Raw genomic sequence first — 20,890 nt, 5'->3', positions numbered from 1 at the left:
TTCAGTTTACAGATTGTACAGAGTTTAATTTGAGATAATAGGAAAGTAGTTGAGGGTAGCTGGGGAGTCCTGGATAAAAATCTAGGGTCTGTGTTTTAGGATTTAAAAATCCTGTTTGTTGTTTTCTATAACATACAACAGAAAGACAGGGGGCTCCAATAATATAGTTATAGCTTAACAGCTGGTTGATTGTTTGTTGGTTAATCACTCGAGCTTTGCATTCGATGAGAAGGAGCGGTTTTGGATTTCCTAAATTATATGTTTCCCCTTCAAGATTCGTATAAGTTGCTGGCGTGATAACAAGAAGATCCGGACGACGGCGTGGAAGGCGTATATCCTTACGATTAAGAAGGGGGAATAGGGTTTTAAGCCCTTTTTCCACGATAATCAAAGATGGTGGATAAAGTAATTCTTCGATCAGAAAGGCAATAAGTTCTTGGCGAACCTTTTCTTCAGGTGTTGATGCCAAGATCTTATGCCGTATCGGATCAAAGATTTTTAGAGATTCAGCGTTTGTCAATATCTGCTCATTAGAAGATGTGAAATCCTGGGGCGATGATAGGCTCGATGAGGACATAGTTGTCGTCGTTTTGTTTATGGATTAGCTGAATCTTATGCTCTTTTTCATTTAGGAAGACTAGTACTTTATCTCGGGAATCTTCGAATTTCTTAATAGCTTCATCTTCAGATAGAACGGGTAGGTTGATTTTTTTCTTAGAGAGGGTCTTTTTCGCAGATCCGGGAATATAACCATACTGTTTTAAAGAATCCCATGCATCCATAGTTTCTATGGGCAACATATCATCATAGAGATGAGTAGCCTCTTGAAGCTCAACGATGTGTTCTTCTTTTTTTGATAGCCCTATATCGTGTTTCTTCTTGTCTTGGCGGATTTTCAGATGTTTATTCGCCAAAGTGCGCATTTTTTTAAAGGCCGAAATTACAGCACTATAAGCATTGCTGTGTTGTGTTTTTACCTGGAACGTCTCTTTTCCCGTAGTCGCGGTTAGGTGCACTTCCGTTCCTTGCTTTTCTTTATGTGATGTCAAAACTACATGAATAGAGTCTAATGCGGGTAGTTGACCGCTTTTTTCAATGATCAACTGACGCAGAGGTTGAGAAATATGAAAAGATTTACCCGTAATTTCTAGATTGGCAGCCTCGTCTCTTGGGGTTTTTTTCTGCCTTGCCGATCGACGTTGAGGATTGTGCATGCCGTCTCCTTATGGTGAAAAGATTTATACAACATATGGAGATGAAAAAATCGAAAAAAGAAAAAGAGATTCTCCTATTTGTATTATAGGAGGGAAGCTCTTTATTCTAAAAAGTTTTTAACGCACCGAAGAGGGCTCGAACCTCTAACCACCTGGTCCGAAGCCAGGTACTCTATCCGATTGAGCTATCGGTGCCTAGGACAGCCCTTTTTCAAGGGATCTGAGACCTTTGAGAATGGAAAGCTTAGCAGAAGTTTCTCGGAAACTCAAGAAAAACTCCCCCGCTTACGGGGTTGGGAGTTTTTAGCATAGGGCTAGCATTGTGTCAGTGAGATAGGTAGGGCTTTCTAGGATAACCACTCTTTCCAATACATTAGAGAGTTCTCGGATATTCCCGGGCCAGGAGTAGTCAAGAAGCGCGGTTTTAGCACTCTCGGAGAGAGTTTTTATAGGTTTATTGTTTAATCTACAAAATTTTTCTAAAAAGTATTGAGATAGGGGGAGAATATCTTCTTTTCTCTCTCTTAGAGGAGGGAGGTAGAGGGGGATGACATTAAGACGATAAAATAGGTCCTGTCTGAAGATCTTTTGGTCAACAGCTTCCCTGAGATTACGATTCGATGTCGCTAAGATGCGTACATCTACCGACAGAGTTTTTGTTCCCCCAAGATGTTCGAATTCTTTTTCCTGAATTGCTCTAAGAAGCTTTGCCTGAAGATTGATGGGCACTTCTGTAATTTCATCCAGTAATAAAGTCCCTGTATGTGCGAGTTCAAAACGCCCAGCTTTTTTTGATGTGGCTCCGGTAAATGCCCCTTTTTCATGACCGAAAAATTCGGATTCTAAGAGAGTTTCTGGAATAGCTGCGCAATTAACCTTTATGTAAGGTTGGGAAGCTCTAGGGGAGTTTCTATGAATGAAAAAAGAAAGCACCTCTTTTCCACATCCCGATTCGCCGTGAATAAAGATATTTGCGGAGCTGTCAGCAGCTTTTCTTGCTTTAGATAGCAAATCCTTCATCGAAGGACTTTCAGCAATTAGGGGATGAGATTCCGATGAAATTTGCGACTTTAGCAAAAGGTTCTCATTTACAAGATCTTGTAATTCTTCAGCTTTTGCTATGAAAGCAAAAAGGGCTTCTGAGGAGAAAGGCTTAGTAAGATAGTTAAATGCTCCATGATGCATCGCCTTTACAGCGTTTTCTATAGTTCCATAAGCCGTGATCACTAAGACAGGAGTTTCTGGAGAGTATTCTTTAGCTATTTTGATAATATCAATACCACTACCGTCAGGCATATTCATATCCGATATAATCAGGTCGTATTTCTCTGAACGTATCTTGTGGCAACCCTGCTTAACATTATCCGCTGTAAATGGCGAAAATCCTCTGGATAAAAGAAGTTCAGAAAGAAAATCTCTGAGTAAGGGCTCATCATCTACTATTAACACTCTTTCTATAGTCATTGGGCGTTTTATTAATTTTTAAGTTAAGATTTCTTATTACTAAATAGAATTAATCTGTGTAAAGAAAGATTTATTTATTCTTAATTCCTCTTTATTCCTTTAATTAAGGTTTTTTCAATTGATTTTTAGTTGTTTAGGATAGTAAAATCTTTCGACTTAATTTTATTTAGAGCACTTATAGCATGGCTTCTTCTCCAACACCAAATTCTTTGGTTTCTTCGTTGAATCCAGAAATTACACAATCTCGTTTATCCCTATTTTCAGATTTAACTCCTCTAGAGAGAGGAGAGATTTCCTCTGCTTGGAAAGCACGATGTCAGCTTGCCTCATGTATTGGGCTGTTTTGTTTATCTCTTCTTGCTATTTGTGCCGGAACTTTAGTTCTAACTTTATTGCCAGCCGTCCCCATGCTGATTGGAATAGCATTTATTGCTCTTGGCAGCGTTTTGCTGGTTACGAGTTTGTTACTACACTTTTCAACACGGCCGAATAAGAAAACGGTAGCGCAGCAGGTAAATATTCAAGATTTACAGACGCAACTTCAGGGTCTGTTAGCGACAACGGATGCGCGTGGTTTAGCTATAAACGGTTTTGATTCTAATGGCGATCCAAAATTAATAATTCAAGGACGAGAGAGTCTATTAGCAAAATTCGATAGAGATTTGCGTAAAAAAGAAGTGGATTTATACCGTCTCATATCTTCTGAAACAGAAAATAGACATCATGTTTTGTCTAATTTAGCAGAATTTCGTGAAATGCAAGAGCGAATCAGTGAGGAGCTTGAGCTTTTATATCGTTCTTATAATCAGCATATAACAGGAACGCGAGATGCGGGACGCGATGGGCGCTTGATGGAGCTATATCAAGAGAGAGATTTGCTCATCCAAGATCTTGCTGGTGTAGGTATCGAAAAAGCAAATCAAACAGAGGCTATTGCGAATTTACAGACCACTTTAAATACTCTTATCCAACGTATCAGATCATTAGAGAATCAAATTACTGCTGATGCTGATAGCGGTCAGCAACATGCAGGATTGGTGACGGGACTACAACCTCTGTTGCAAGAGCAAAATATTTTATTGTCTAGGCTTTCTCAAGCGTATGAAGCGTTAATTAATTTATCCATACGTGATGAGAACTTAACTAATCGACGTATTGATTTAGAGAAAGAAATTCAATGCCTTATTGAATCTACATCCGAAAGGATAACCTTTAATCGGGAATATAAAGATAAATATCTACGTTCTGCGGGGACTATAAATCAATTAACGAATAACCTACGCGAGAAAGAAGCAACGCTTCTGGGTCTTACCCAGGAAATAGAAGCGTTAACTGAAGAAGTGGAAAGGCTTCGCAATCGGCGGTTGAGCGGAGAATATACTCAAGAAGATATTGATCATTATCGCAATGCCATAAGTGTTAAAGAAGCAGTGATTGAACAGCTTCAAGAACAAGTTGTAAGATATAGACAGCTTATTGACGAGGCAGCTGCTGTTAATAGCCGTATTTCTCAAGGGACTCAAGAGAACGAGAGACGAGCTTTACAAATTACAGCTTTAGAACAAAGAGAGAGAGTCTTAAATACGAAGATTCTTGCGCTACAAGGGGACATTGATAGACACGAAGCAGAAAAACAACGTCTACGTTTGGAAAATGAAGAATTGCGAGAGCTAGTATTAACCACAGAGAGCAACCCAGGCTCTAGTGCTCAAATAGAGGCTCTTCAAAGAGAAATTCGAAGATTAACAGTAGATTTAGAAGCCATTATTAGAGAACGAGCAGATCTCTCAGAAGCTCTTTCTATTACACGTACACAATTAACAAATTTGCAATTGCGTTATGCAACTCTTAGAGAAGAAGTCCTAGCCAAGGATGAGGAAATAGTGGGTCTTAAAATAGAAATTGATAGACTCCGTACGGATATCCGTGTTTACGATAACGATATTGATAACCTACATCGCTCTTTACGAGGCGAGGTAGAATTAAGAAATTCTATAGATATCTTAAGAAATGAGATTGATAGATTAGAGCAAGAAAAACTTAATCTTAATGCACGTCTGTTGGATGCGGTTGAGCAAAACCGTACAAATATAGCATTGCTACAACAAAGTGAGGAGGAAAAGGAAAGACTTGTTCAGGAGATACAAGATTTACGCATACGACACGATCAAGAGAAGTCTGCTTTACGAGAGGAGATAGCTCAACTACAGCAGAGTATGCGGGATCGTCACCTACAGCATACAGAAGAGACCTCGCGATTGAGATTAGAAAAAAATCAGCTAGAAGATCTTCTCAGAGATGCAAATAGAATAGCTGAACATAGCGAGGAAGGGGCTATGCAGATGCTGGCTACACAGTTAATCGCGTTATCCTCCAACATTAAGCAAAGGAAAAAAACTGAAGTACAACGCTTAGAATTTCCAGAGATGCTTGCTTTCACTGCTCCGAGATTTTTCGGAAACGTAGGAACGAACATATCTTGTAGACGGTTACGTCCTGGAGTGTATTTAGAAGAAGAACTCCCTACAAATGCTACAGATGCTCAGAAGCGTGCTGTTATAGAACAACGTTGTTTGCGTGAATGGTTTTTAGCATTGCTGGGCTTCTTCACTATAGATCAGATAGAGGCGATGTCGCAAAGAGCTAATGCACTAGTTGCAGCAGCTCAGGGACAACCACATTTGGATAAGCTATTTGATGAATTAGCTGGTGAATTCCCTGAAATCCGCACTTCTTCTGGAACGCTTACCGAATGGTTGTCAACTTGCTATAGCTATGTGACAGAACTACCGATTTTCACTGACTATCCACGTTGGACAAGTTTCTTATTCTCGATGGTGCAGAAAATGCATAGACAAGAGGGTGGCATGTTAGAGAGCTACTCTGAAGAAGAAAATAACTTCTTGAGAGCTATGTCTAACTTCTCTGGTAAGATTCCTTTAGTTTTAGGAAGTATTGGTCACGGTGAAGGTACAACACCAGGAGCCGCAAATCCTTTAGGAGATTTGAACTATGAGAATCTGGGAAATATTACATGGAATCGTTTAATAAGAGTTGTAGAGCAGCTTTTATCTGTCAGAAGTGGTCTTAATGGTCCGTTTATCTTAGAAGTACATGATATTTCTGAAAGTGCCGTAAGAACAGTAACTGCTGGAGTTTATACTGACATATTAACTCGACAGTTCCAACCAACCGGATGGAATCCTCCAAACGATCTTTAATTCTTTGTTTTAGGGTTAGGGAATCTTTAGAGTGAAGGTGATATTTGCGTTAGCATTTTCTACGTGAATGTCACCACAGTGCAAACGCATGATCTTTAAAGCTTCTGCCAATCCTAAACCATTTCCTTGAGCTTTAGTTGTAAAAAATGGAATAAACAGCTTATCAAAAATCTCTTGAGAGAGCTGACCAGGATTTGTCACCGAAATATCTCCCGACGAATGTAGGATGACTGTCATAGGGGATTCCGTTGCTTCAGCAGCATTTTTTACAAGATTCCACACTACACTATTCATTCTATCAGGATCTATAGAACGTATTATAGAAATTGAAGTCTCACGTTCGAATTTGCAAAAGGGAAACGTGATTGATAATAGCGGAATAAGTGATGAAAAAAAATCTTGTAGATCTATAGCTTTTAGATTTAGCGGTTGGGATTTTGTGTACTCTAACATTGAAGAAACTAAAGTGTTTAAAGAACGTGTTCCATCAATGATTGAGGAAAGCATACGCTGATGACGTGGGGAGGAGAGTTCTTCTTTTAATAGAGAGGCAAATCCTGCAATACCACTTAGGGGGTTGCGAATTTCATGAGCTAGGGTTGCCGTCATTTTCCCTAGTTCAGCTATATTTTTATATCTTTCAATAGCATTTTCTAGCTGCTTATATTCTGAGCGATCTCGAATTAATAGAAAGAGGTAACCATTTAAAGAGTTTCTTCTTACGAAGATCTCTGCATCACGATCTTGATCATTTTTCGATAATGTTAGGCGTACTGTTTTTGGAGAGGGTAGAGATTGCAGCGCTTCATTTATAGAAAATCCAAAGAAAGTTTCTGGGAAAAAATCTGTGAAGGGTTTTTGCAATATTTCTAATTCTTCAGGAATACCTAAAATTTCACGAGCTTGTGAATTACAAATTAAAATGTTGCCTGTTTCTGAGAGTAGGATAATCCCATCAGGAATGGCTGTAAGAATAGTATCCGCTTCTTTATAAGATTGGGTGATACGAGATTTGATCTCTATCAACTCTTGAGTTGAAGAACATGATTTACAATCGTTGCTGCTCATAAATCCCTAACTCTTTTTTTCTCTGCAGATAGTTGAGTTTGTCCGTATCAAGAATTTTCGTGATGATTTCTCGAATATCCGAGAGTTCTTCTTGAATGTCTTGAGGTAATACCGAAGTAAAACAATGCCGAAATTCTTTAATCTGGTTATCAACTTTGTCTATACAAGATAGAAGTGTTTTTTTCTGTTGTAATACTTTTTCGAGTTCTAAAGGAGTTAATGAAGGCTCTGTTTCAGTAAGATCAAGAATAGCTAAGAAAAAGCCTTTCTTTTTTTTAAGGAGAAGTAGGAGAGCTTGTTCTTTCATAGGAAGCAAGGGGTTCGGCATGTAGCTTTTCTTAAAAAAAACTACTAACGAATTTATTAGCAACCTGAAAAAACTGAGAAAGAAAACTTATGCCGGCGATTGGACTCGAACCAACACCTTATTGCTAAGAGTAGATTTTGAGTCTACCGCGTCTACCATTCCGCCACGCCGGCATAAAGTGCGTCTACACTGTACGTGTTCTTTTCTAATAAGCGCAAGGGAAATCTCTTAAGATAGGGGAGATGGGGGAGTCTCTATAGGCTGATTTTTTTCTAGATCATAGAGCATTTCTATAGCTAGGTAGGTTCCCTTATCTTTTTGTGTTAGGGTTATGAGAAACTCTTCATTTCTTAGAGTTTTTTCTGTGGTTATAAAATCTATAGAACACGGGTAGACGCTTTTCTTTTTGTATAGAGATCGTAAGAGAGAACTTAGAGTGTCTATAGAAAATTCTTTATCGGCAAATAAAAGAGCAGCGTTTCCATTAAGATGCTTAGCAGAGAGCATTTTACCGGAAGCTTTCAGAAAACGAAAATGTTTATGGCAACAAAATCCTTCGATTATGGAGATGGTATTGAGTGTATTTAATAAACGTGTAATGTCAATAATTCTTGAATGAATGGGAAAGATTTTACACAGGCTATGGTTCAATCCATCACAATCATAGAGGGTGCCTTTCTCCGTTTCTATAGAGATTAAGGATCCGTGGCAATGAAACGAATATCCGGTGATTACCCGTTGTTGTGGAGTGGGCCAGGAATAGTCAGGTAGGGGGCGATCCTGTTTTTTGGGATAAATAACGACAGAATGTCCTTGTTGTGAGGTGATTCTCCCCGCACGTATATGTCTACACGGTGTTTCTGTAGAATTTGTACAACTACAAAGCAAGGGAAATAAAAATAATCTAAAACTTATCTTAATAAGAATCCTGTGCACAGGCTAGAATCTCACCTAATATTTTTAGTTGTTTTAAAGAAATAAAGTATAAATTCTAAAGCTTATTTCATTGCGTTGTCGATTTACTATATTCAATTAGCGAAAAAATATAATAGGGTGGGGTTAGGATAGCCATGAATATCAATGATTATCAGGTTTTCTTTTTTGATTTAGATGGTTTGGTTATCGATACTGAACCTTTATATTATAGGGCATTTTTAGAAGCATCTAGAGAGTACGGTCTTGATGTTGCTATGGATTTCTCTACATATTATTTATTTTCAATGTTGGGGAGAGAAGTTTTCAAACAGAAATTCTTAGAGATTTATCCTAATACAGAATCTTTTTTTCCACAGTGTTTTCACGATCGAGAACGTATCTATAGAGAATTAATACAAACTGAAGTCCCTTCTTTATTTCCTGGTGTTGAAGATTTTCTGGGGTTGCTATTAGCTGAAAATAAAACCGTAGGCGTGGTTACAAATTCCTCAGAAGAGCTTGTCCAACATTTTCGAGGGGTGCTTCCTCCGCTCAATCGGTTTCAATTTTGGGTAACTCGTGAAGATTATGAACGTTCCAAACCTTATCCCGATAGTTATCAACACGCCTATGAAGCGTTTGTTCAAGAAGGAGAGAAGGTTGTAGGTTTTGAAGATAGTATAAAGGGGTTGCGCGCTCTTACAGGGATTCCAGCAACATTAGTTGCCGTGAATGCGATTTCGCCCCTATCTCGAGATAGTCATGAAGATTTTTGTGAGAAAGATTTTCACTATTTCGCGTCTTTCAATGAATTGATCGCACATTCCGGATTGCAAAACCAATTATAAGGTTTAGGATAACATACATGATGCAAAGATAACGCATAGCTTGGGGCTGTTGGTGGTCCCTGTCTACGATTTTTCTTTTCTAGGATCTCCTGGATATAATCCGGAGGATATTTTCCTTTGCTAATATCTAAAAGAGATCCAACGATGTTCCTTACCATTTTATATAAAAAACCATTCCCTTTGCAAATAATGGTTACTGTTTCTTCCTTATCTATAATCTCTAGTTTGAATAATGTTCTTATCGTAGAGCTATAATCTCTTCCATGATTTGCGAAAGAGGCAAAATCATGAGTCCCTAATAGGTAATTAGTTCCTTTTTGCATAAGATCTACATTTAAAAGATGCCGTGGATAATAGGAAAAATGACGCTCCCAGGGAAGAGGTTTCTGAGATCTTGTGAGAGAATAGTGGTATTCTTTAGCGATAGCTGCAAAGCGAGAATGAAAATTGTCATCAGAAAGAACAACATCACGAACAACAATATCTTTGGGTAAAATAGCATTGAGCATTTTTTTTATGCCCCGAACTTGTGAAAACAGTGGGTGGTGGGGTTGTGAAAAATGCGCTACTTGACCAAAAGCATGAACTCCAGAATCAGTGCGTCCTGAAGAAGTTACAACGACACGTTTCCCTAAAATTCTTTCTAGGGAGTTTTCAATAACTTCTTGAATAGAGAGATCATTAGGTTGTCTTTGCCAACCGGCATAGGCAGTTCCCTGATAGGCTAGGAGTAAAACAACTCGTGTCATAGCAAGGCAAGAGCGATGGTTAAATCTTCAGGGTAAGTAATTTTTATCTGAGGATGTTTATTGGATACTAAAGATACGGGAACATTTAAAAGTTCCGCAGCCTGTGTATCATCAACCAGGGTAATCCCTTCCCTATTAGCAAACTCAAGACCTGCTAATAGTATCTCTGTCTTTATACATTGAGGTGTATGAACAATGGAGAGGGCATCACGATCTAAAGTTTTTACAGGATAGCGTTGTTTGATTGTGTAGGGGACATTAGATACTAACGTTGCAGCTCCTGTTAATAGAGCTGTAGCAATAAGTTCGCTAACCTCATCAGCATAAATAAAAGGACGGACACCATCATGTACTAATACCCAGGGATTAGTAACGTATTGAAGTCCCGAAAAAACAGAATCTTGACGACGTGATCCAGATTGAGCGAATTTTACAGAATATCCGTCAAAGATATGATTATAACTTGCATCACAGACAACGATAATTTCAGTAATTTCAGGAATATGAAGAGCTGTTTTTAATGCATGTAGAATGAGAGGTTGACCTTGGAAAGGTAAATATTGTTTAGGTTGATTTGCTCCGAAGCGTTCTCCTTTACCCCCACTAAGTAAAATCAAAGAACATTTAGGATCCATATACACACCGTACACAACAAATTTCTGGAGGAGAACAAAAGCGCAATCTTTTAAATCCTCCAAGTCCGCGATTTACATATAATTGCCTCTTTCCTTCTCCGAAGAGGAAATGACCCCGCGCTAGATCTGGATTTTCTAATCCAGAGATTTTGTTCATAATCCTATTGGCAAACTTAGGCCAGGGGATAGAAATTTGCGGTCCATGTGTATGACCGGAAAATATCATATCTCCGGGATATGCTTCTAACTGATGCACTGTATCAGGATTATGAGAAAGAATAATACCAGGCAAGGAAGGATTATAATTAATAAATGCTTTTTCAGGATTAAATTGTTTTGCGAAAAGATCTCCTAGGCCAACGATATTGATCATATCAGCAATTAAGTGACTTTCATTATGTAACAGGCGAATAGGTGTGTTTTTTAATAATTTTAAAAGTTCTTTATTAGGTTCTTGTTTCTCAAGATTATCAGCATATGCATAACCTCGAGAGCCGAATAGCCCTTGGGTTATTGAAACGAAAGCCCGTTTCAAAGGTTGGCTACTTTTCATAGAAATAACATCTATTTTTCCCTGACTATTGCGGGAAATATAAGATTGATAATCGTGATTTCCAAGAATGGCAAATGTTCCTAAAGGCGCATGTAAAGTATTTAAAAAACTTTCTAATCGCGAACGATCTTCTATTTGTGCTCGACAAAGGAAATCGCCAGAAAATAAGAGAATATCCGGAGAGAATCTCGAGATCTTTGAAGAAACTTTTTTAAGAAATTTTTTGGGAATGAATTTGTGAAAATGTAGGTCAGAGATTTGAGCAATGCGCAACCCATGAAGGTGAGCATACTTTTTAGGCAGCTTCCATGTTAACAAAGATGTTTGCAACCAGTTCGGCTCTATAAAATTTGCCCACGAAAAGGCAGCAAGAGGAACTACAGCAGCTAAAGATAGAGAAGCTAAGACCACAATAACACTATAAATATATTTTCTCCTCGTCCTACAGGACGAGGATCCTGAAAAAGAGCCAACTCTTAATTTTATTTTACGATATGAGCGGAAAGAACTTTTGTCATTTGAAACATATCGATGGGGTTCTTAGAACCAAAGACTTGAGCTAGGGCTTCATCGGGGAGGATATTTCTTTTATTCTTAGGGTCTTGAAGGTTGTTTTTTTTAATATAGTCCCATACTTTTTTGACAATTTCAGTGCGGGGCATTGGTCCCTTGCCAACGATAGCTGCTAAATCGGGGGTAATATTGACAGGGTTCATAAAAGCAGAGTTTTTGTTTTTTTGACTCATCGGTTACTCCTAGTAAAGGTGGTACGAAGAGACACAAGCTCTTCATCGCAACTTTTTTATCTTTCAAGAAGGTTTCTCGTCAAAACAAAAAAACAGAATTCGTTCCTCACTTACTCTTTATTAAGGCTTTAAGTGGCAATCTGGAGGGAGTTTTGGTGAGATAAAGAATGAGAAGAAATAAGGAGAGAATCTCTATAAAAGTTTGCAAAAATAGGACACGTTGACTTTATTCTTTTTGCTTTTCTAGAATCCTAATATTAAGTCTTTTTAAGAGTCATGTATGCACGAGAATTTGGATAAACGGTTAGAATGCCTGGTAGCTGGCTTGGCTTTAGCCGGGAGGTCTCTTTGACCTTGAGGGTAAGAGACAAGAGTTAGCTAAATTAGAAGATCAAACTTTGAAAGAGGACTTCTGGCAAGATGTCGCTAGTGCGGGAAAAATTTCTGAACGGGTCGCATCGTTAAAACGACAAATTTCCGATTATGAAGAATTCAAAAGTAAGGTTGATAATCTGACTTTTTTCTTAAATGATAGTGAAGCTTCTTCAGATCCCGAACTTCGTGAAGATTTGGAAAAAGAGTTTTCTATTTGTGAAAATATTCTTTCAGAGTGGGAAACGCAACGTTTGCTTTCTGGAGAGGTTGATAAAAACCCCTGTTTTTTAACGGTCAATGCGGGTGCTGGAGGCACAGAATCTTGTGATTGGGTGGAAATGCTTTTTAGGATGTATTCTCGTTGGGCATCCCAACATCAATGGAAAGTCGAAGTTATAGATCGTCAAGAAGGGGATGTTGCTGGGATTAAGCATATTACTGTAAAGTTTTCAGGAGACTATGCTTATGGTTATGCTAAGGCAGAGCGTGGTGTGCATAGATTAGTGCGTATCTCTCCCTTTGATAGCAACGCGAAACGTCATACGAGCTTTGCTTCCGTAGATGTGTATCCTGAAATTGATGATGAGATAGAAATTGATATCCGTCCAAATGATTTGCGTATTGATACGTATCGGTCTTCGGGAGCGGGAGGACAGCATGTCAATGTTACTGACTCTGCTGTGAGAATTACTCATATTCCCACAGGAATTATTGTTTCTTGTCAAAGTGAGCGTAGCCAAATTCAGAATCGTGAAAGTTGTATGAAGATGTTGCGCGCAAGAATGTATCAACAGATTCTCCAAGAACGGTTAGAAAAGCAACTTCTTGATAGAAAAAATAAAAAAGAAATTGCTTGGGGTTCACAAATTCGTAATTATGTTTTCCAGCCTTATACTTTGGTCAAGGATGTGCGTACAGGACATGAGACAGGTAATGTTCAGGCTATGATGGATGGAGAATTGCTAGATGATTTCGTCAAAGCGTATTTAGCAGAGTATGGAGAAGTCTCATGACAGAGAACAAAGATACAGGAGTTCCTGGATTAGAAATACGTTATACACTTCCTAGCGATGGCGTGTATATGCAGCAATGGTTAAATGATCCTAAGATTCTTCGAGGATTTCCTTTAAAAACCGAAGCAGAAATTCGTGACAGCGTAAATTTTTGGGTAGGATTTTATCGATATCACAGTAGTTTAACAGCTGTGTATGAAGGAGAAGTTGCTGGGGTGGCCACTCTTATTTTAAATCCCTATATTAAAGTATCCCACCATTCATTAATTTCTATTATTGTTGGAGAGCCTTATCGGAATAAGGGTATTGGAACAGCATTGTTAAATAATCTATGTCATTTAGCTAAAAGTCGTTTTCATTTGGAGATTCTCTATTTGGAGGTCTACGAGGAAAATCCTGCTATAGAGTTGTATAAACGTTTTGGTTTTGTTGAAGTGGGAAGACAACGGCGTTTTTATAAAGATGAGATAGGATATCTTGCCAAAATTACTATGGAAAAAGATCTTTAGATGTTTGTACTAAAATCTATTTTGTAAGTCCTAGTGTTGTATGGCATTTCAGAAAATCCGTAAGGTCCTTAAAAAACTTTCTCGATCGCTTCTTATTACCAAGTCTTCTTCCATGAATCTACCAAGGGTCTACAGTCCTGTTCGTTTAAGATCCTCTATTCCTATCGATTATACTCCTGGAAAAGTGTATAATCTAAACAAGATATATCAAGACCTCAATTTGAGATTGTTTGAGGGTTCTTTGAATTTAAAGATCGGATGGTTTGGTCGAGAACGTTCGGGAAAGGCACAAAGAGTTGTTTTAGGATCTTATCATGAAGAAGAACAACTAATACGCATACACCGTTCATTAGATCGTGAAGATATTCCATTATTTTTTATGGAATATATTATTTATCATGAAATGGTTCATAGCGTAGTTCCTCGTGAATATTCTCCATCGGGGAGAACAATTTTCCATGGGAAAAAATTTAAAGAATGCGAGAAACATTTTCCGCTATATGAGAGTGCTGTAGCTTGGGAAAAGGCGAATATTTATGTATTGTTGCAAGGATATAAAACAAGATTAGGTAGGAAATATGGCAGGACACAGTAAGTGGGCGAATACAAAATACCGTAAAGAAAGAGCGGATCATAAAAGGGGAAAGATCTTTTCCCGGACGATTAAAGAATTAATGGCTGCTGTGAAGATGGGAGGTCCTGATCCCAAAACAAACGCACGTTTACGCGTAGTCATACAAAAAGCCAAAGATCAAAATATTCCCAATGAAAATATCGAAAGAAACCTGAAGAAAGCTTCCTCAGCGGATCAGAAAAATTTCGAAGATGTTACCTATGAGCTTTATGGCCATGGGGGAGTCGGGATTATTGTTGAGGCCATGACGGATAATAAAAATCGTACTGCTTCTGATATGCGCATTGCTGTGAATAAGCGTGGAGGGTCCCTCGTGGAACCTGGTAGTGTTCTTTATAACTTTGCTCGTAAGGGAGCCTGCTATGTTCCTAAGAGTTCTATAGATGAGGCTACTCTATTATCTCATGTGATTGATGTGGGAGCTGAAGATCTCGATAGTGATGATGACGAGCATTTTATTGTACTTTGCGATCCCATAGAGCTAGCTTCTGTGAAGGAAAAATTAGTTGCATTAGGTGTCACGTGTTCCGAAGAAAAGCTTATCTATGTTCCTTTGCGTCTCGTAGATTGTGATGAAAAAGATGGGGAGGCAAATCTTGCTCTAATCGAATGGTTAGAACAAATCGATGATGCTGACGAGGTTTATCATAATATGGCCTAAGGCTTTCCTAATATTAGAAAAGCCTTAAGAGTTTTGCTTAGGAGCGCCTTTGAGGTGGAGGTGGAGGAGCTCCCGTAACTTTAGATAATGTTTTTGACAACTGTGTTGTTGTCAATCTTGCAGCATTCAATAGTTGTTGACCTTGTGTAGATCCTGTATCCGCACTATCAAGAGCTTCTTGTAATCTTGTACCTTTTTCAAACAGTAAGAGTTTATTAGCAACATTGTTTAATGTTGCTGTAACATTTGCGGCTGCTTGAGGGATTCCCGAACGGATTCCTCCTGTTGCTGGAGCTGCTGTTTGTCTAGTTCCTGCTACAGGTGAGGAGGTTGCTGTACCTTGCACCGGAGCCGGGGAGGTTACCGTAGTGCTTGTTGTAGAAGGTGTCGCGGACTGTAATAGATTGGATAAACTACTGGCTACACCTCTGGCAGCCCCATGAAGATCAGGGGATCCTCCGGTACGGATTGTTTCTGCTGTCTGTGCTTTAGGGAGAGGTGTCACAGTTGCAGATTGTTGTTGCACAGGACTACTAGCAACTACTGTAGCTTGCGCAGCTATAGGTGCAGTAAGACCGCCAGATCCTGTACGTGCTTGAAAAGCTTTGATGAGCTGTCCTACGTTTGTTCTTTGGGGAGTAATAAGATTCCCTCGTTTATCAAACGCATCATCTAGATGGGATCGCAACTGTGGTAAAAGATGTTCTAATCCTCCTGGCCCATCTCCACTTGTAGCACCCATTAAGTTACTTGCTGGTGATCCAGAAGAAGTTCTTGAATTATCCCCGACTATATTTCCATTGTCATCAAGGTTAACTCTTCTTGCAAAGAATACACCGTCATTTCCTCCTGTTCCTTGCGTTGTCGTTGAGCTATCACCACCAATGTTGATACGTCTTGCAAAAAACACTCCTTCAGGCTGGGTAGGCTTTGGTGTGTTTCCTGATTCAACAGCTTTAATTACGTCTCCGAGATTCTGATTTACAGGAATAGGCTCTCCTCTACCGCCTCCAGGATAAACAACATCTAAATGCTGACGGACATGACTTAAGATATTACCTAATTCATTGCCATCATCGTCATTATTAGAATCTCTTCTTTGTACCCCACGTCCACCATCACCTTGATTGCTATTTAACAATACTGTAGGTGTGTATGTGCCATTTTCTGATGTTCTAACAACAGTACCTAGGTCTTGGTTTCCTTGATGATGCACACCATTTTGATCATAGACAGTATCTAAATGCTGACGGGCATTGGTCAATACTTGCTGTAAAGTAGCTGTTGGCATTCCTGTGATATTGACACCACCTTGAGCTGCAGGTGGTGGTCCAGGAGGTGGAGGAGGGCCAGGAGGTAGGGGAGCTAAGCTATCCTCGCCTTCGCCGTCACTTTCAAAGTGCAATTCTGCATCATCTTGAGTGCTAGTACTTTGTGTTTCTATATCGTCAAAATCTGTAGCTCCTGCATCTTGATCATGAGTAACGCGACCGCCGTCTCCAGAAGTGTCGGTGGGGGTAGTTGAGGAGCTGACGGTGGTAGTAGTAGTCCCGCCAGTAACGTTTACGCTAGTACTAATGCCCCCTAAGTTAACATTGATAACAGGTTGAGCGTAAGGACCAGGTTGAGGTTGAACAGTTGTCGCTGTTTCTCTTGAGAATGCTGTGCCCTCGTCTGGTTTAGTGAAATTATTCCAGTTAATTCCTTTCAAACCACCAACATCACCCCAGATAGGTCCGGAATCACACTTGGTACCACGACGCCATACTGAAGGTGTGTAATTACTGCTAGATTCTTTAGAGTTCCAAGGACCGTAGAGCACAGTAGTTTTAAACTTCATGCTCATAAGTAGGTGATCGTAATTTCCTGTCTCTCCAGTTTGTCCTGCAATACGTGGTTGAATATTATTTGACCAATCAGCCTGCATGGATTCATAGCCCACACAGAATTTAGCAATACACATTTCTAAATCTTTAACATCTGTGATGGGCTCTTTTGTCTTTCCATTAGTTACGGCTATAGACTCCGCTGTATTCCAATCACCATTTCTTACGAAAATAAAGCTTCCCCTAGCTTCATCCATAAAAACAATATGGTTAGCTTTAGTCTGTAATTTTGCTTGTACAGATGGTTCAGATAGGAATTTGATAATCGAAGCTTTATCTGTTGGATCATATTTAGGAAGAGCCATACTTGGTAGGCCACCAGGACCCTGAGCTCTTTCAGCACCATCGGCAGCTTCTGAACCCCGTAGACCAGCAAGATCTCCCAAATCTACATCAGCAGAAGGTCCTTGGGAACCTTCTGCTCCTCCTGTGGCTCCAGCATCTTGAGCCGAAGATGCGCTTGAAGTATCGGAGACACTGCTATCGCTACTACTACTTGATGTACTATCGGTTCTCGCTCTTCCTGTTCCAAGAATACGAGATCCTAATAGGCTGGCTGCTGTAGCTGTCGCAGCAGCGCCTCCTGTAGTCGGAGCTGTTGTAGTTACATCTCTTTGAGTTGTAAAAATCACTGATCCCGTATCGGATTCTGCCTGAGCCACCGCTTGTTCTGCTGTTGTATTAACAGCTTGTGCGGTTGTTTCTAAAGCTCCAGTCCCTGTGGTAGATACAACGTGACCCCCAAAGGATGTAGATGTCGTTACTACAGGAGTTGATGTCGTAGTAGTCGTGACATTCGTTGTAGATGGATTATTAATAGGACTAGCCATGATTTAACAACTAAATAAAAAAACTCTAATTTAATTAGATTGTAAAACAAATTATTTATTAATATCTCGAGTTTTTATTTAGTTAATAAACCAACTTTCGTTTTTAATAGTTTTTAATTGTTGTGAATAAAAGACCTTTGTTTTTAAAAAAAATGAAAAGTTTGCATGGAAAATAACGCTACGGAGAGTTAACGTTTCTTTAAGATGATTGGAAAATGGTGACGAGGAGCAAAGAATGACGGCAGCAGAAGTCTTTGGTGGTTGTGTGTTACAAGGTTCAGTACGCGTGTCTGGAGCGAAAAACTCTACAACTAAGTTGCTTGTTGCTTCGTTATTGTCTGATCGCAAATGTATTTTGCGTAATGTTCCTGATATTGGTGATGTACGTTTGACAGTTGAGCTATGCGAATCTTTAGGGTCTATAATTCATTGGGATAAGCAAGCAGAAGTCATAGAAATTCACACACCTAAAATTCATATGTCTGAGGTGTCTACTCAATTTTCTAGGGTGAATCGTATTCCTATTTTATTATTAGGAGCTTTACTTGCACGTTGTCCCGAAGGTGTTGTTGTCCCGTGTGTTGGGGGAGATGCTATTGGAGAGAGGACTCTGAATTTTCATTTTGAGGGTTTAGAGCAGCTTGGAGCAAAAGTTGCTTACGATGGGCATGGATATCAAGCCTCTGCTCCTAAAGGTCTTGTGGGGGCTTATATTACTCTTCCTTATCCTTCTGTAGGAGCTACAGAAAATTTAATCTTGGCTTCAGTACGTGCTCAGGGAAGAACGATCATTAAAAATGCCGCTTTAGAAGTGGAAATTCTTGATCTTATTTTGTTTTTACAAAAAGCCGGTGTGGAGATCACTACAGATAATGATAGAACTATAGAAATTTTCGGTTGCGATGATTTTTATGAGATCGATCATTGGATAATTCCTGATAAGATAGAAGCAGCTTCATTTGGTATGGCAGCAGTACTTACCGGCGGGCGTGTTTTGGTGGAAAATGCTGAGCAAGATCTGATGATTCCCTTCCTTAAAACTTTACGATCCATAGGTGGAGGATTTTCAGTTACAGAAACGGGGATAGAATTTTTCTATAATGAGCCTTTAAAAGGAGGCGTCGTCTTAGAGACAGACGTGCATCCTGGATTCCTCACTGATTGGCAACAACCATTTTCTATTCTTCTCTCTCAAGCAGAGGGATCTTCGGTAATTCACGAAACTGTTCACGAGAATCGCTTAGGCTATTTACGAGGTCTACAACAGATGGGAGCCAATTGTGAGTTGTTTTATCAGTGTTTAAGCTCAAAAGCTTGTCGCTATGCTACAGGAAATTTTCCTCATAGTGCTGTGATTCATGGTGTGACGCCCCTACGAGCTTCGCATCTTGTTATTCCTGATTTGCGAGCAGGGTTTGCCTATATTATGGCGGCACTTATTGCTGATGGAGGTCCATCCTTAATAGAAAATACTCAGTTATTAGATCGTGGGTATTATAATTGGGTAGAGAAACTCAATTCGTTAGGAGCAAAAATCCATTTATTATCTTTAGATCCTGTAGCTTCTTAATTCACAATCTATCTAAAGTCTGTAATCCTAATAGGTGCATGCCTGCAGCTAGGGTCTTTTCAACAAGAGCACAAAGATCCAAACGTTCTTTTTGATGGGAGGACCCTTCAATGTGGCAATCTCTAAAGAAGGCGTTGAACTTGTTCGTAAGCATATATAAGTAGTCGGTTAGGAAATGCGGGCAGAGCTCTTTTAGAGTTAGATCAATGGCTTCTGGGAAACGCAATAGTGCTAAAGCTAAGGCTTCTTCAGAAGGTTCTTGAATACTTGCCGCGGATTTTAAATCTAAGTTTTCTATCCCCAAACGCCGCTTTATTCCTTGAATACGTACATAAGCATAAAGAAGGAACATTGCAGTGTTACCCTCAAAACGAAGCATCTTTTCAAAAGAAAAGATATAATCACTCACGCGATGAGAAGAAAGATCCGCATATTTAATTGCATTAATACCTAAAATAGGAGCACGTACTGTAATCTCTTCATCAGACATTTCTGGACGGTGTTCTCTTAAGGTGGCTTTTGCTTGATCTATAGCAGTATCTAACAACTCTTTGAGTTTTATATTTTCTCCAGAACGTGTTTTGAATTTTTTCCCTTCAGAATCAAGAACAAGACCAAAACCTACGTGGGAGAAGGTTTCTTTATTAGGTAGATAGCCTGCAGCTAATGCTGTAGCTTCAAGAAGTTGGAAATGTAGAGATTGTCCCATATCGGTGACAATGATAATTTTATCAGCACCGTCGTTTTTTACGCGATGGCGCATAGCAGCTAAATCCGTAGTAGCATAGTTATAGCCCCCATCGCTTTTCTGTACCATTAGAGGAATGGAAAAGCCCTCATGGAAAACACATTTTGCGTTATCAGAAATAGTAATGAGATTCTTGCTTTCTAAATCTTGAATAATTTCAGAAAGGAAAGGATTATAAAAAGATTCCCCTCGTTTTTCGATAGCAATATCTAAAACATTGTAAATCTTTTGAAAGGCTCTCTCAGAAATATCACAAATTTGTTTCCATAATTTTAAAGCGGCAGGATCTCCAGCTTGTAAAGCAACGACATTCGTTTGTGAGCGTTTTTTAAATTCTGTATCTTCAGCAAAGCGTGCATGCGCTTTTTTATATAATACTGTTAGATCTTCGAGGTTCTCTATATCTTCGGAAGCTTCTTCTTGAAGGTAGGTGATTAACATGCCAAAAGCTGTTCCCCAATCACCTATATGATTCAAGCGTAAAACGTCATTGCCTACAAAAGCAAAAACACGTGCTAAGCAATCTCCGATAATTGTGGAGCGTAGGTGTCCCACATGCATATCTTTAGCAATATTTGGAGAAGAAAAATCAATAACAACTTTTTTGGGATTCTTAACACGAAATCCTAAAGCTAAATTCTCAGAAAATGTTTTTAGACTTTTATTCAGAAATTCTTTTGAAAATGTAAAATTGATAAAACCTGCGCCAGCAATTTCTATAGAAGCAAAAATCTCTTTGGGAATATGACTGACAATGGCTTCTGCAATAGCTTTGGGAGCCATTTTTAATGTACGAGCGAGTTTCATCGCATCATTACATTGATAGTGACCAAAATGGTCTTTTGTAGATTGAGTGATATCAGGAGAAATATTTTCTAATCGAGGGAATGCTAATAGAGTTGCTTCTCGACATAGAGAAGATAAATAAGACAGCAGAGTCATAG

General features: G+C 39.1%; 19 protein-coding genes and 2 tRNA genes. 7 read left to right on the top strand and 14 right to left on the bottom strand.

The genetic code is table 11. The annotated features are described in order from the left end of the window. Position 1: 1 nt before the first annotated feature. The 4 genes from O6937_RS00675 to O6937_RS00660 all read right to left on the bottom strand — a co-directional run bounded on the left by O6937_RS00675 (position 2) and on the right by O6937_RS00660 (position 2,678). Positions 2-577, bottom strand: a complete 576-nt coding sequence (locus tag O6937_RS00675; protein WP_332389795.1) for a type I restriction enzyme HsdR N-terminal domain-containing protein — start codon at positions 575-577, stop codon at positions 2-4. Beyond that, a complete protein-coding gene (locus O6937_RS00670) occupies positions 531-1,214 on the bottom strand; it encodes an HPF/RaiA family ribosome-associated protein (RefSeq protein ID WP_332389794.1) in 684 nt (227 codons plus the stop codon). Before O6937_RS00670 ends, O6937_RS00675 begins: the two co-directional genes overlap by 47 nt. A gap of 121 nt (positions 1,215-1,335) precedes the next feature. Continuing rightward, positions 1,336-1,409: transfer RNA gene (locus O6937_RS00665), tRNA-Arg, on the bottom strand. Between the two features lie 108 nt (positions 1,410-1,517). After that, a complete protein-coding gene (locus O6937_RS00660; protein WP_332389793.1) occupies positions 1,518-2,678 on the bottom strand; it encodes a sigma-54-dependent transcriptional regulator in 1,161 nt (386 codons plus the stop codon). Between the two features lie 182 nt (positions 2,679-2,860). Here O6937_RS00660 and O6937_RS00655 point away from each other — a divergent pair, with 182 nt between their 5' ends. Continuing rightward, complete coding sequence (locus O6937_RS00655) at positions 2,861-5,899, top strand: hypothetical protein (protein ID WP_332389792.1); 3,039 nt, start codon at positions 2,861-2,863, stop codon at positions 5,897-5,899. A 15-nt stretch (positions 5,900-5,914) separates the two neighbouring features. Here O6937_RS00655 and O6937_RS00650 read toward each other — a convergent pair whose 3' ends face one another. The 4 genes from O6937_RS00650 to O6937_RS00635 form a co-directional block, all read right to left on the bottom strand. Further along, positions 5,915-6,967, bottom strand: a complete 1,053-nt coding sequence (locus O6937_RS00650) for a two-component system sensor histidine kinase NtrB (RefSeq protein ID WP_332389791.1) — start codon at positions 6,965-6,967, stop codon at positions 5,915-5,917. Continuing rightward, on the bottom strand, positions 6,948-7,274 hold the full coding sequence (locus O6937_RS00645) for a hypothetical protein (protein ID WP_213242047.1): 327 nt from the start codon (positions 7,272-7,274) through the stop codon (positions 6,948-6,950). The genes O6937_RS00650 and O6937_RS00645 overlap by 20 nt, the downstream gene beginning before the upstream one ends. Positions 7,275-7,364: 90 nt before the next feature. Further along, positions 7,365-7,447 (bottom strand) — tRNA-Leu (locus tag O6937_RS00640). A 55-nt stretch (positions 7,448-7,502) separates the two neighbouring features. Further along, positions 7,503-8,210: a hypothetical protein gene (locus tag O6937_RS00635; protein WP_332389790.1), complete on the bottom strand. Its 708-nt coding sequence runs from the start codon at positions 8,208-8,210 to the stop codon at positions 7,503-7,505. A gap of 134 nt (positions 8,211-8,344) precedes the next feature. On the opposite strand from O6937_RS00635, the gene O6937_RS00630 reads away from it, so the two are divergent. After that, positions 8,345-9,037 (top strand): HAD family hydrolase, encoded by a 693-nt coding sequence (locus O6937_RS00630; RefSeq protein WP_332389789.1) that lies wholly within the window; start codon positions 8,345-8,347, stop codon positions 9,035-9,037. On the opposite strand, the gene truA is transcribed toward O6937_RS00630, so the two are convergent. The 4 genes from truA to O6937_RS00610 all read right to left on the bottom strand — a co-directional run bounded on the left by truA (position 8,980) and on the right by O6937_RS00610 (position 11,720). Further along, positions 8,980-9,786, bottom strand: a complete 807-nt coding sequence (gene truA, locus O6937_RS00625) for a tRNA pseudouridine(38-40) synthase TruA (protein WP_332389788.1) — start codon at positions 9,784-9,786, stop codon at positions 8,980-8,982. The two genes, O6937_RS00630 and truA, sit on opposite strands and share 58 nt — an antisense overlap. Beyond that, positions 9,783-10,421: a 2-C-methyl-D-erythritol 4-phosphate cytidylyltransferase gene (gene ispD, locus O6937_RS00620; RefSeq protein WP_332389787.1), complete on the bottom strand. Its 639-nt coding sequence runs from the start codon at positions 10,419-10,421 to the stop codon at positions 9,783-9,785. Before ispD ends, truA begins: the two co-directional genes overlap by 4 nt. Beyond that, positions 10,411-11,385, bottom strand: coding sequence for a UDP-2,3-diacylglucosamine diphosphatase LpxG (lpxG, locus tag O6937_RS00615; protein ID WP_332389786.1), 975 nt, complete (start codon positions 11,383-11,385; stop codon positions 10,411-10,413). The genes ispD and lpxG overlap by 11 nt, the downstream gene beginning before the upstream one ends. A gap of 71 nt (positions 11,386-11,456) precedes the next feature. Then, complete coding sequence (locus O6937_RS00610; protein ID WP_213240260.1) at positions 11,457-11,720, bottom strand: SWIB/MDM2 domain-containing protein; 264 nt, start codon at positions 11,718-11,720, stop codon at positions 11,457-11,459. A gap of 280 nt (positions 11,721-12,000) precedes the next feature. On the opposite strand from O6937_RS00610, the gene prfB reads away from it, so the two are divergent. The 4 genes from prfB (at position 12,001) to O6937_RS00590 (ending at position 14,912) form a co-directional block, all read left to right on the top strand. Continuing rightward, a protein-coding gene (gene prfB, locus O6937_RS00605; RefSeq protein ID WP_213240262.1) for a peptide chain release factor 2 occupies positions 12,001-13,108 on the top strand; the annotation gives its coding sequence in 2 pieces (ribosomal slippage) (positions 12,001-12,069 and positions 12,071-13,108; 1,107 coding nt in all). Further along, on the top strand, positions 13,105-13,617 hold the full coding sequence (locus O6937_RS00600; RefSeq protein ID WP_213240264.1) for a GNAT family N-acetyltransferase: 513 nt from the start codon (positions 13,105-13,107) through the stop codon (positions 13,615-13,617). The genes prfB and O6937_RS00600 overlap by 4 nt, the downstream gene beginning before the upstream one ends. A gap of 40 nt (positions 13,618-13,657) precedes the next feature. After that, a complete protein-coding gene (locus O6937_RS00595) occupies positions 13,658-14,212 on the top strand; it encodes a hypothetical protein (RefSeq protein ID WP_332389785.1) in 555 nt (184 codons plus the stop codon). Further along, positions 14,196-14,912, top strand: coding sequence for a YebC/PmpR family DNA-binding transcriptional regulator (locus O6937_RS00590; protein WP_213240268.1), 717 nt, complete (start codon positions 14,196-14,198; stop codon positions 14,910-14,912). The genes O6937_RS00595 and O6937_RS00590 overlap by 17 nt, the downstream gene beginning before the upstream one ends. 37 nt (positions 14,913-14,949) lie before the next feature. Here the strand turns inward: O6937_RS00590 and tarP are convergent, their stop codons facing one another. Further along, the gene (tarP, locus tag O6937_RS00585; protein ID WP_332389784.1) at positions 14,950-17,628 is read right to left on the bottom strand and encodes a type III secretion system actin-recruiting effector Tarp; all 2,679 of its coding nucleotides are present in this window, start codon (positions 17,626-17,628) and stop codon (positions 14,950-14,952) included. 235 nt (positions 17,629-17,863) lie between these two features. On the opposite strand from tarP, the gene murA reads away from it, so the two are divergent. Beyond that, positions 17,864-19,198 (top strand): UDP-N-acetylglucosamine 1-carboxyvinyltransferase, encoded by a 1,335-nt coding sequence (murA, locus tag O6937_RS00580; RefSeq protein WP_213240273.1) that lies wholly within the window; start codon positions 17,864-17,866, stop codon positions 19,196-19,198. Between the two features lies 1 nt (position 19,199). Here murA and argS read toward each other — a convergent pair whose 3' ends face one another. Beyond that, on the bottom strand, positions 19,200-20,888 hold the full coding sequence (argS, locus tag O6937_RS00575; RefSeq protein ID WP_213240275.1) for an arginine--tRNA ligase: 1,689 nt from the start codon (positions 20,886-20,888) through the stop codon (positions 19,200-19,202). Positions 20,889-20,890: the final 2 nt, after the last annotated feature.

This window comes from Chlamydia sp. 04-14 (assembly GCF_036632095.1).
Taxonomy (GTDB): Bacteria; Chlamydiota; Chlamydiia; order Chlamydiales; family Chlamydiaceae; genus Chlamydia.
The sequence above is the reverse complement of the archived record's forward strand: the minus strand, read 5'-3'. Positions and strand labels throughout refer to the sequence as shown.

What these genes read in the sequence shown, in the direction of transcription:
- murA (WP_213240273.1), top strand. Translation starts at nt 17,864, where the DNA reads ATGACGGCAGCAGAAGTCTTTGGTGGTTGTGTGTTACAAGGTTCAGTA.
- truA (WP_332389788.1), bottom strand. Translation starts at nt 9,786, where the DNA reads ATGACACGAGTTGTTTTACTCCTAGCCTATCAGGGAACTGCCTATGCC.
- O6937_RS00595 (WP_332389785.1), top strand. Translation starts at nt 13,658, where the DNA reads ATGGCATTTCAGAAAATCCGTAAGGTCCTTAAAAAACTTTCTCGATCG.
- O6937_RS00610 (WP_213240260.1), bottom strand. Translation starts at nt 11,720, where the DNA reads ATGAGTCAAAAAAACAAAAACTCTGCTTTTATGAACCCTGTCAATATT.
- O6937_RS00600 (WP_213240264.1), top strand. Translation starts at nt 13,105, where the DNA reads ATGACAGAGAACAAAGATACAGGAGTTCCTGGATTAGAAATACGTTAT.
- O6937_RS00660 (WP_332389793.1), bottom strand. Translation starts at nt 2,678, where the DNA reads ATGACTATAGAAAGAGTGTTAATAGTAGATGATGAGCCCTTACTCAGA.
- O6937_RS00655 (WP_332389792.1), top strand. Translation starts at nt 2,861, where the DNA reads ATGGCTTCTTCTCCAACACCAAATTCTTTGGTTTCTTCGTTGAATCCA.
- tarP (WP_332389784.1), bottom strand. Translation starts at nt 17,628, where the DNA reads ATGGCTAGTCCTATTAATAATCCATCTACAACGAATGTCACGACTACT.
- O6937_RS00590 (WP_213240268.1), top strand. Translation starts at nt 14,196, where the DNA reads ATGGCAGGACACAGTAAGTGGGCGAATACAAAATACCGTAAAGAAAGA.
- O6937_RS00645 (WP_213242047.1), bottom strand. Translation starts at nt 7,274, where the DNA reads ATGAAAGAACAAGCTCTCCTACTTCTCCTTAAAAAAAAGAAAGGCTTT.
- O6937_RS00650 (WP_332389791.1), bottom strand. Translation starts at nt 6,967, where the DNA reads ATGAGCAGCAACGATTGTAAATCATGTTCTTCAACTCAAGAGTTGATA.
- ispD (WP_332389787.1), bottom strand. Translation starts at nt 10,421, where the DNA reads ATGGATCCTAAATGTTCTTTGATTTTACTTAGTGGGGGTAAAGGAGAA.
- O6937_RS00670 (WP_332389794.1), bottom strand. Translation starts at nt 1,214, where the DNA reads ATGCACAATCCTCAACGTCGATCGGCAAGGCAGAAAAAAACCCCAAGA.
- O6937_RS00675 (WP_332389795.1), bottom strand. Translation starts at nt 577, where the DNA reads ATGTCCTCATCGAGCCTATCATCGCCCCAGGATTTCACATCTTCTAAT.
- O6937_RS00630 (WP_332389789.1), top strand. Translation starts at nt 8,345, where the DNA reads ATGAATATCAATGATTATCAGGTTTTCTTTTTTGATTTAGATGGTTTG.
- argS (WP_213240275.1), bottom strand. Translation starts at nt 20,888, where the DNA reads ATGACTCTGCTGTCTTATTTATCTTCTCTATGTCGAGAAGCAACTCTA.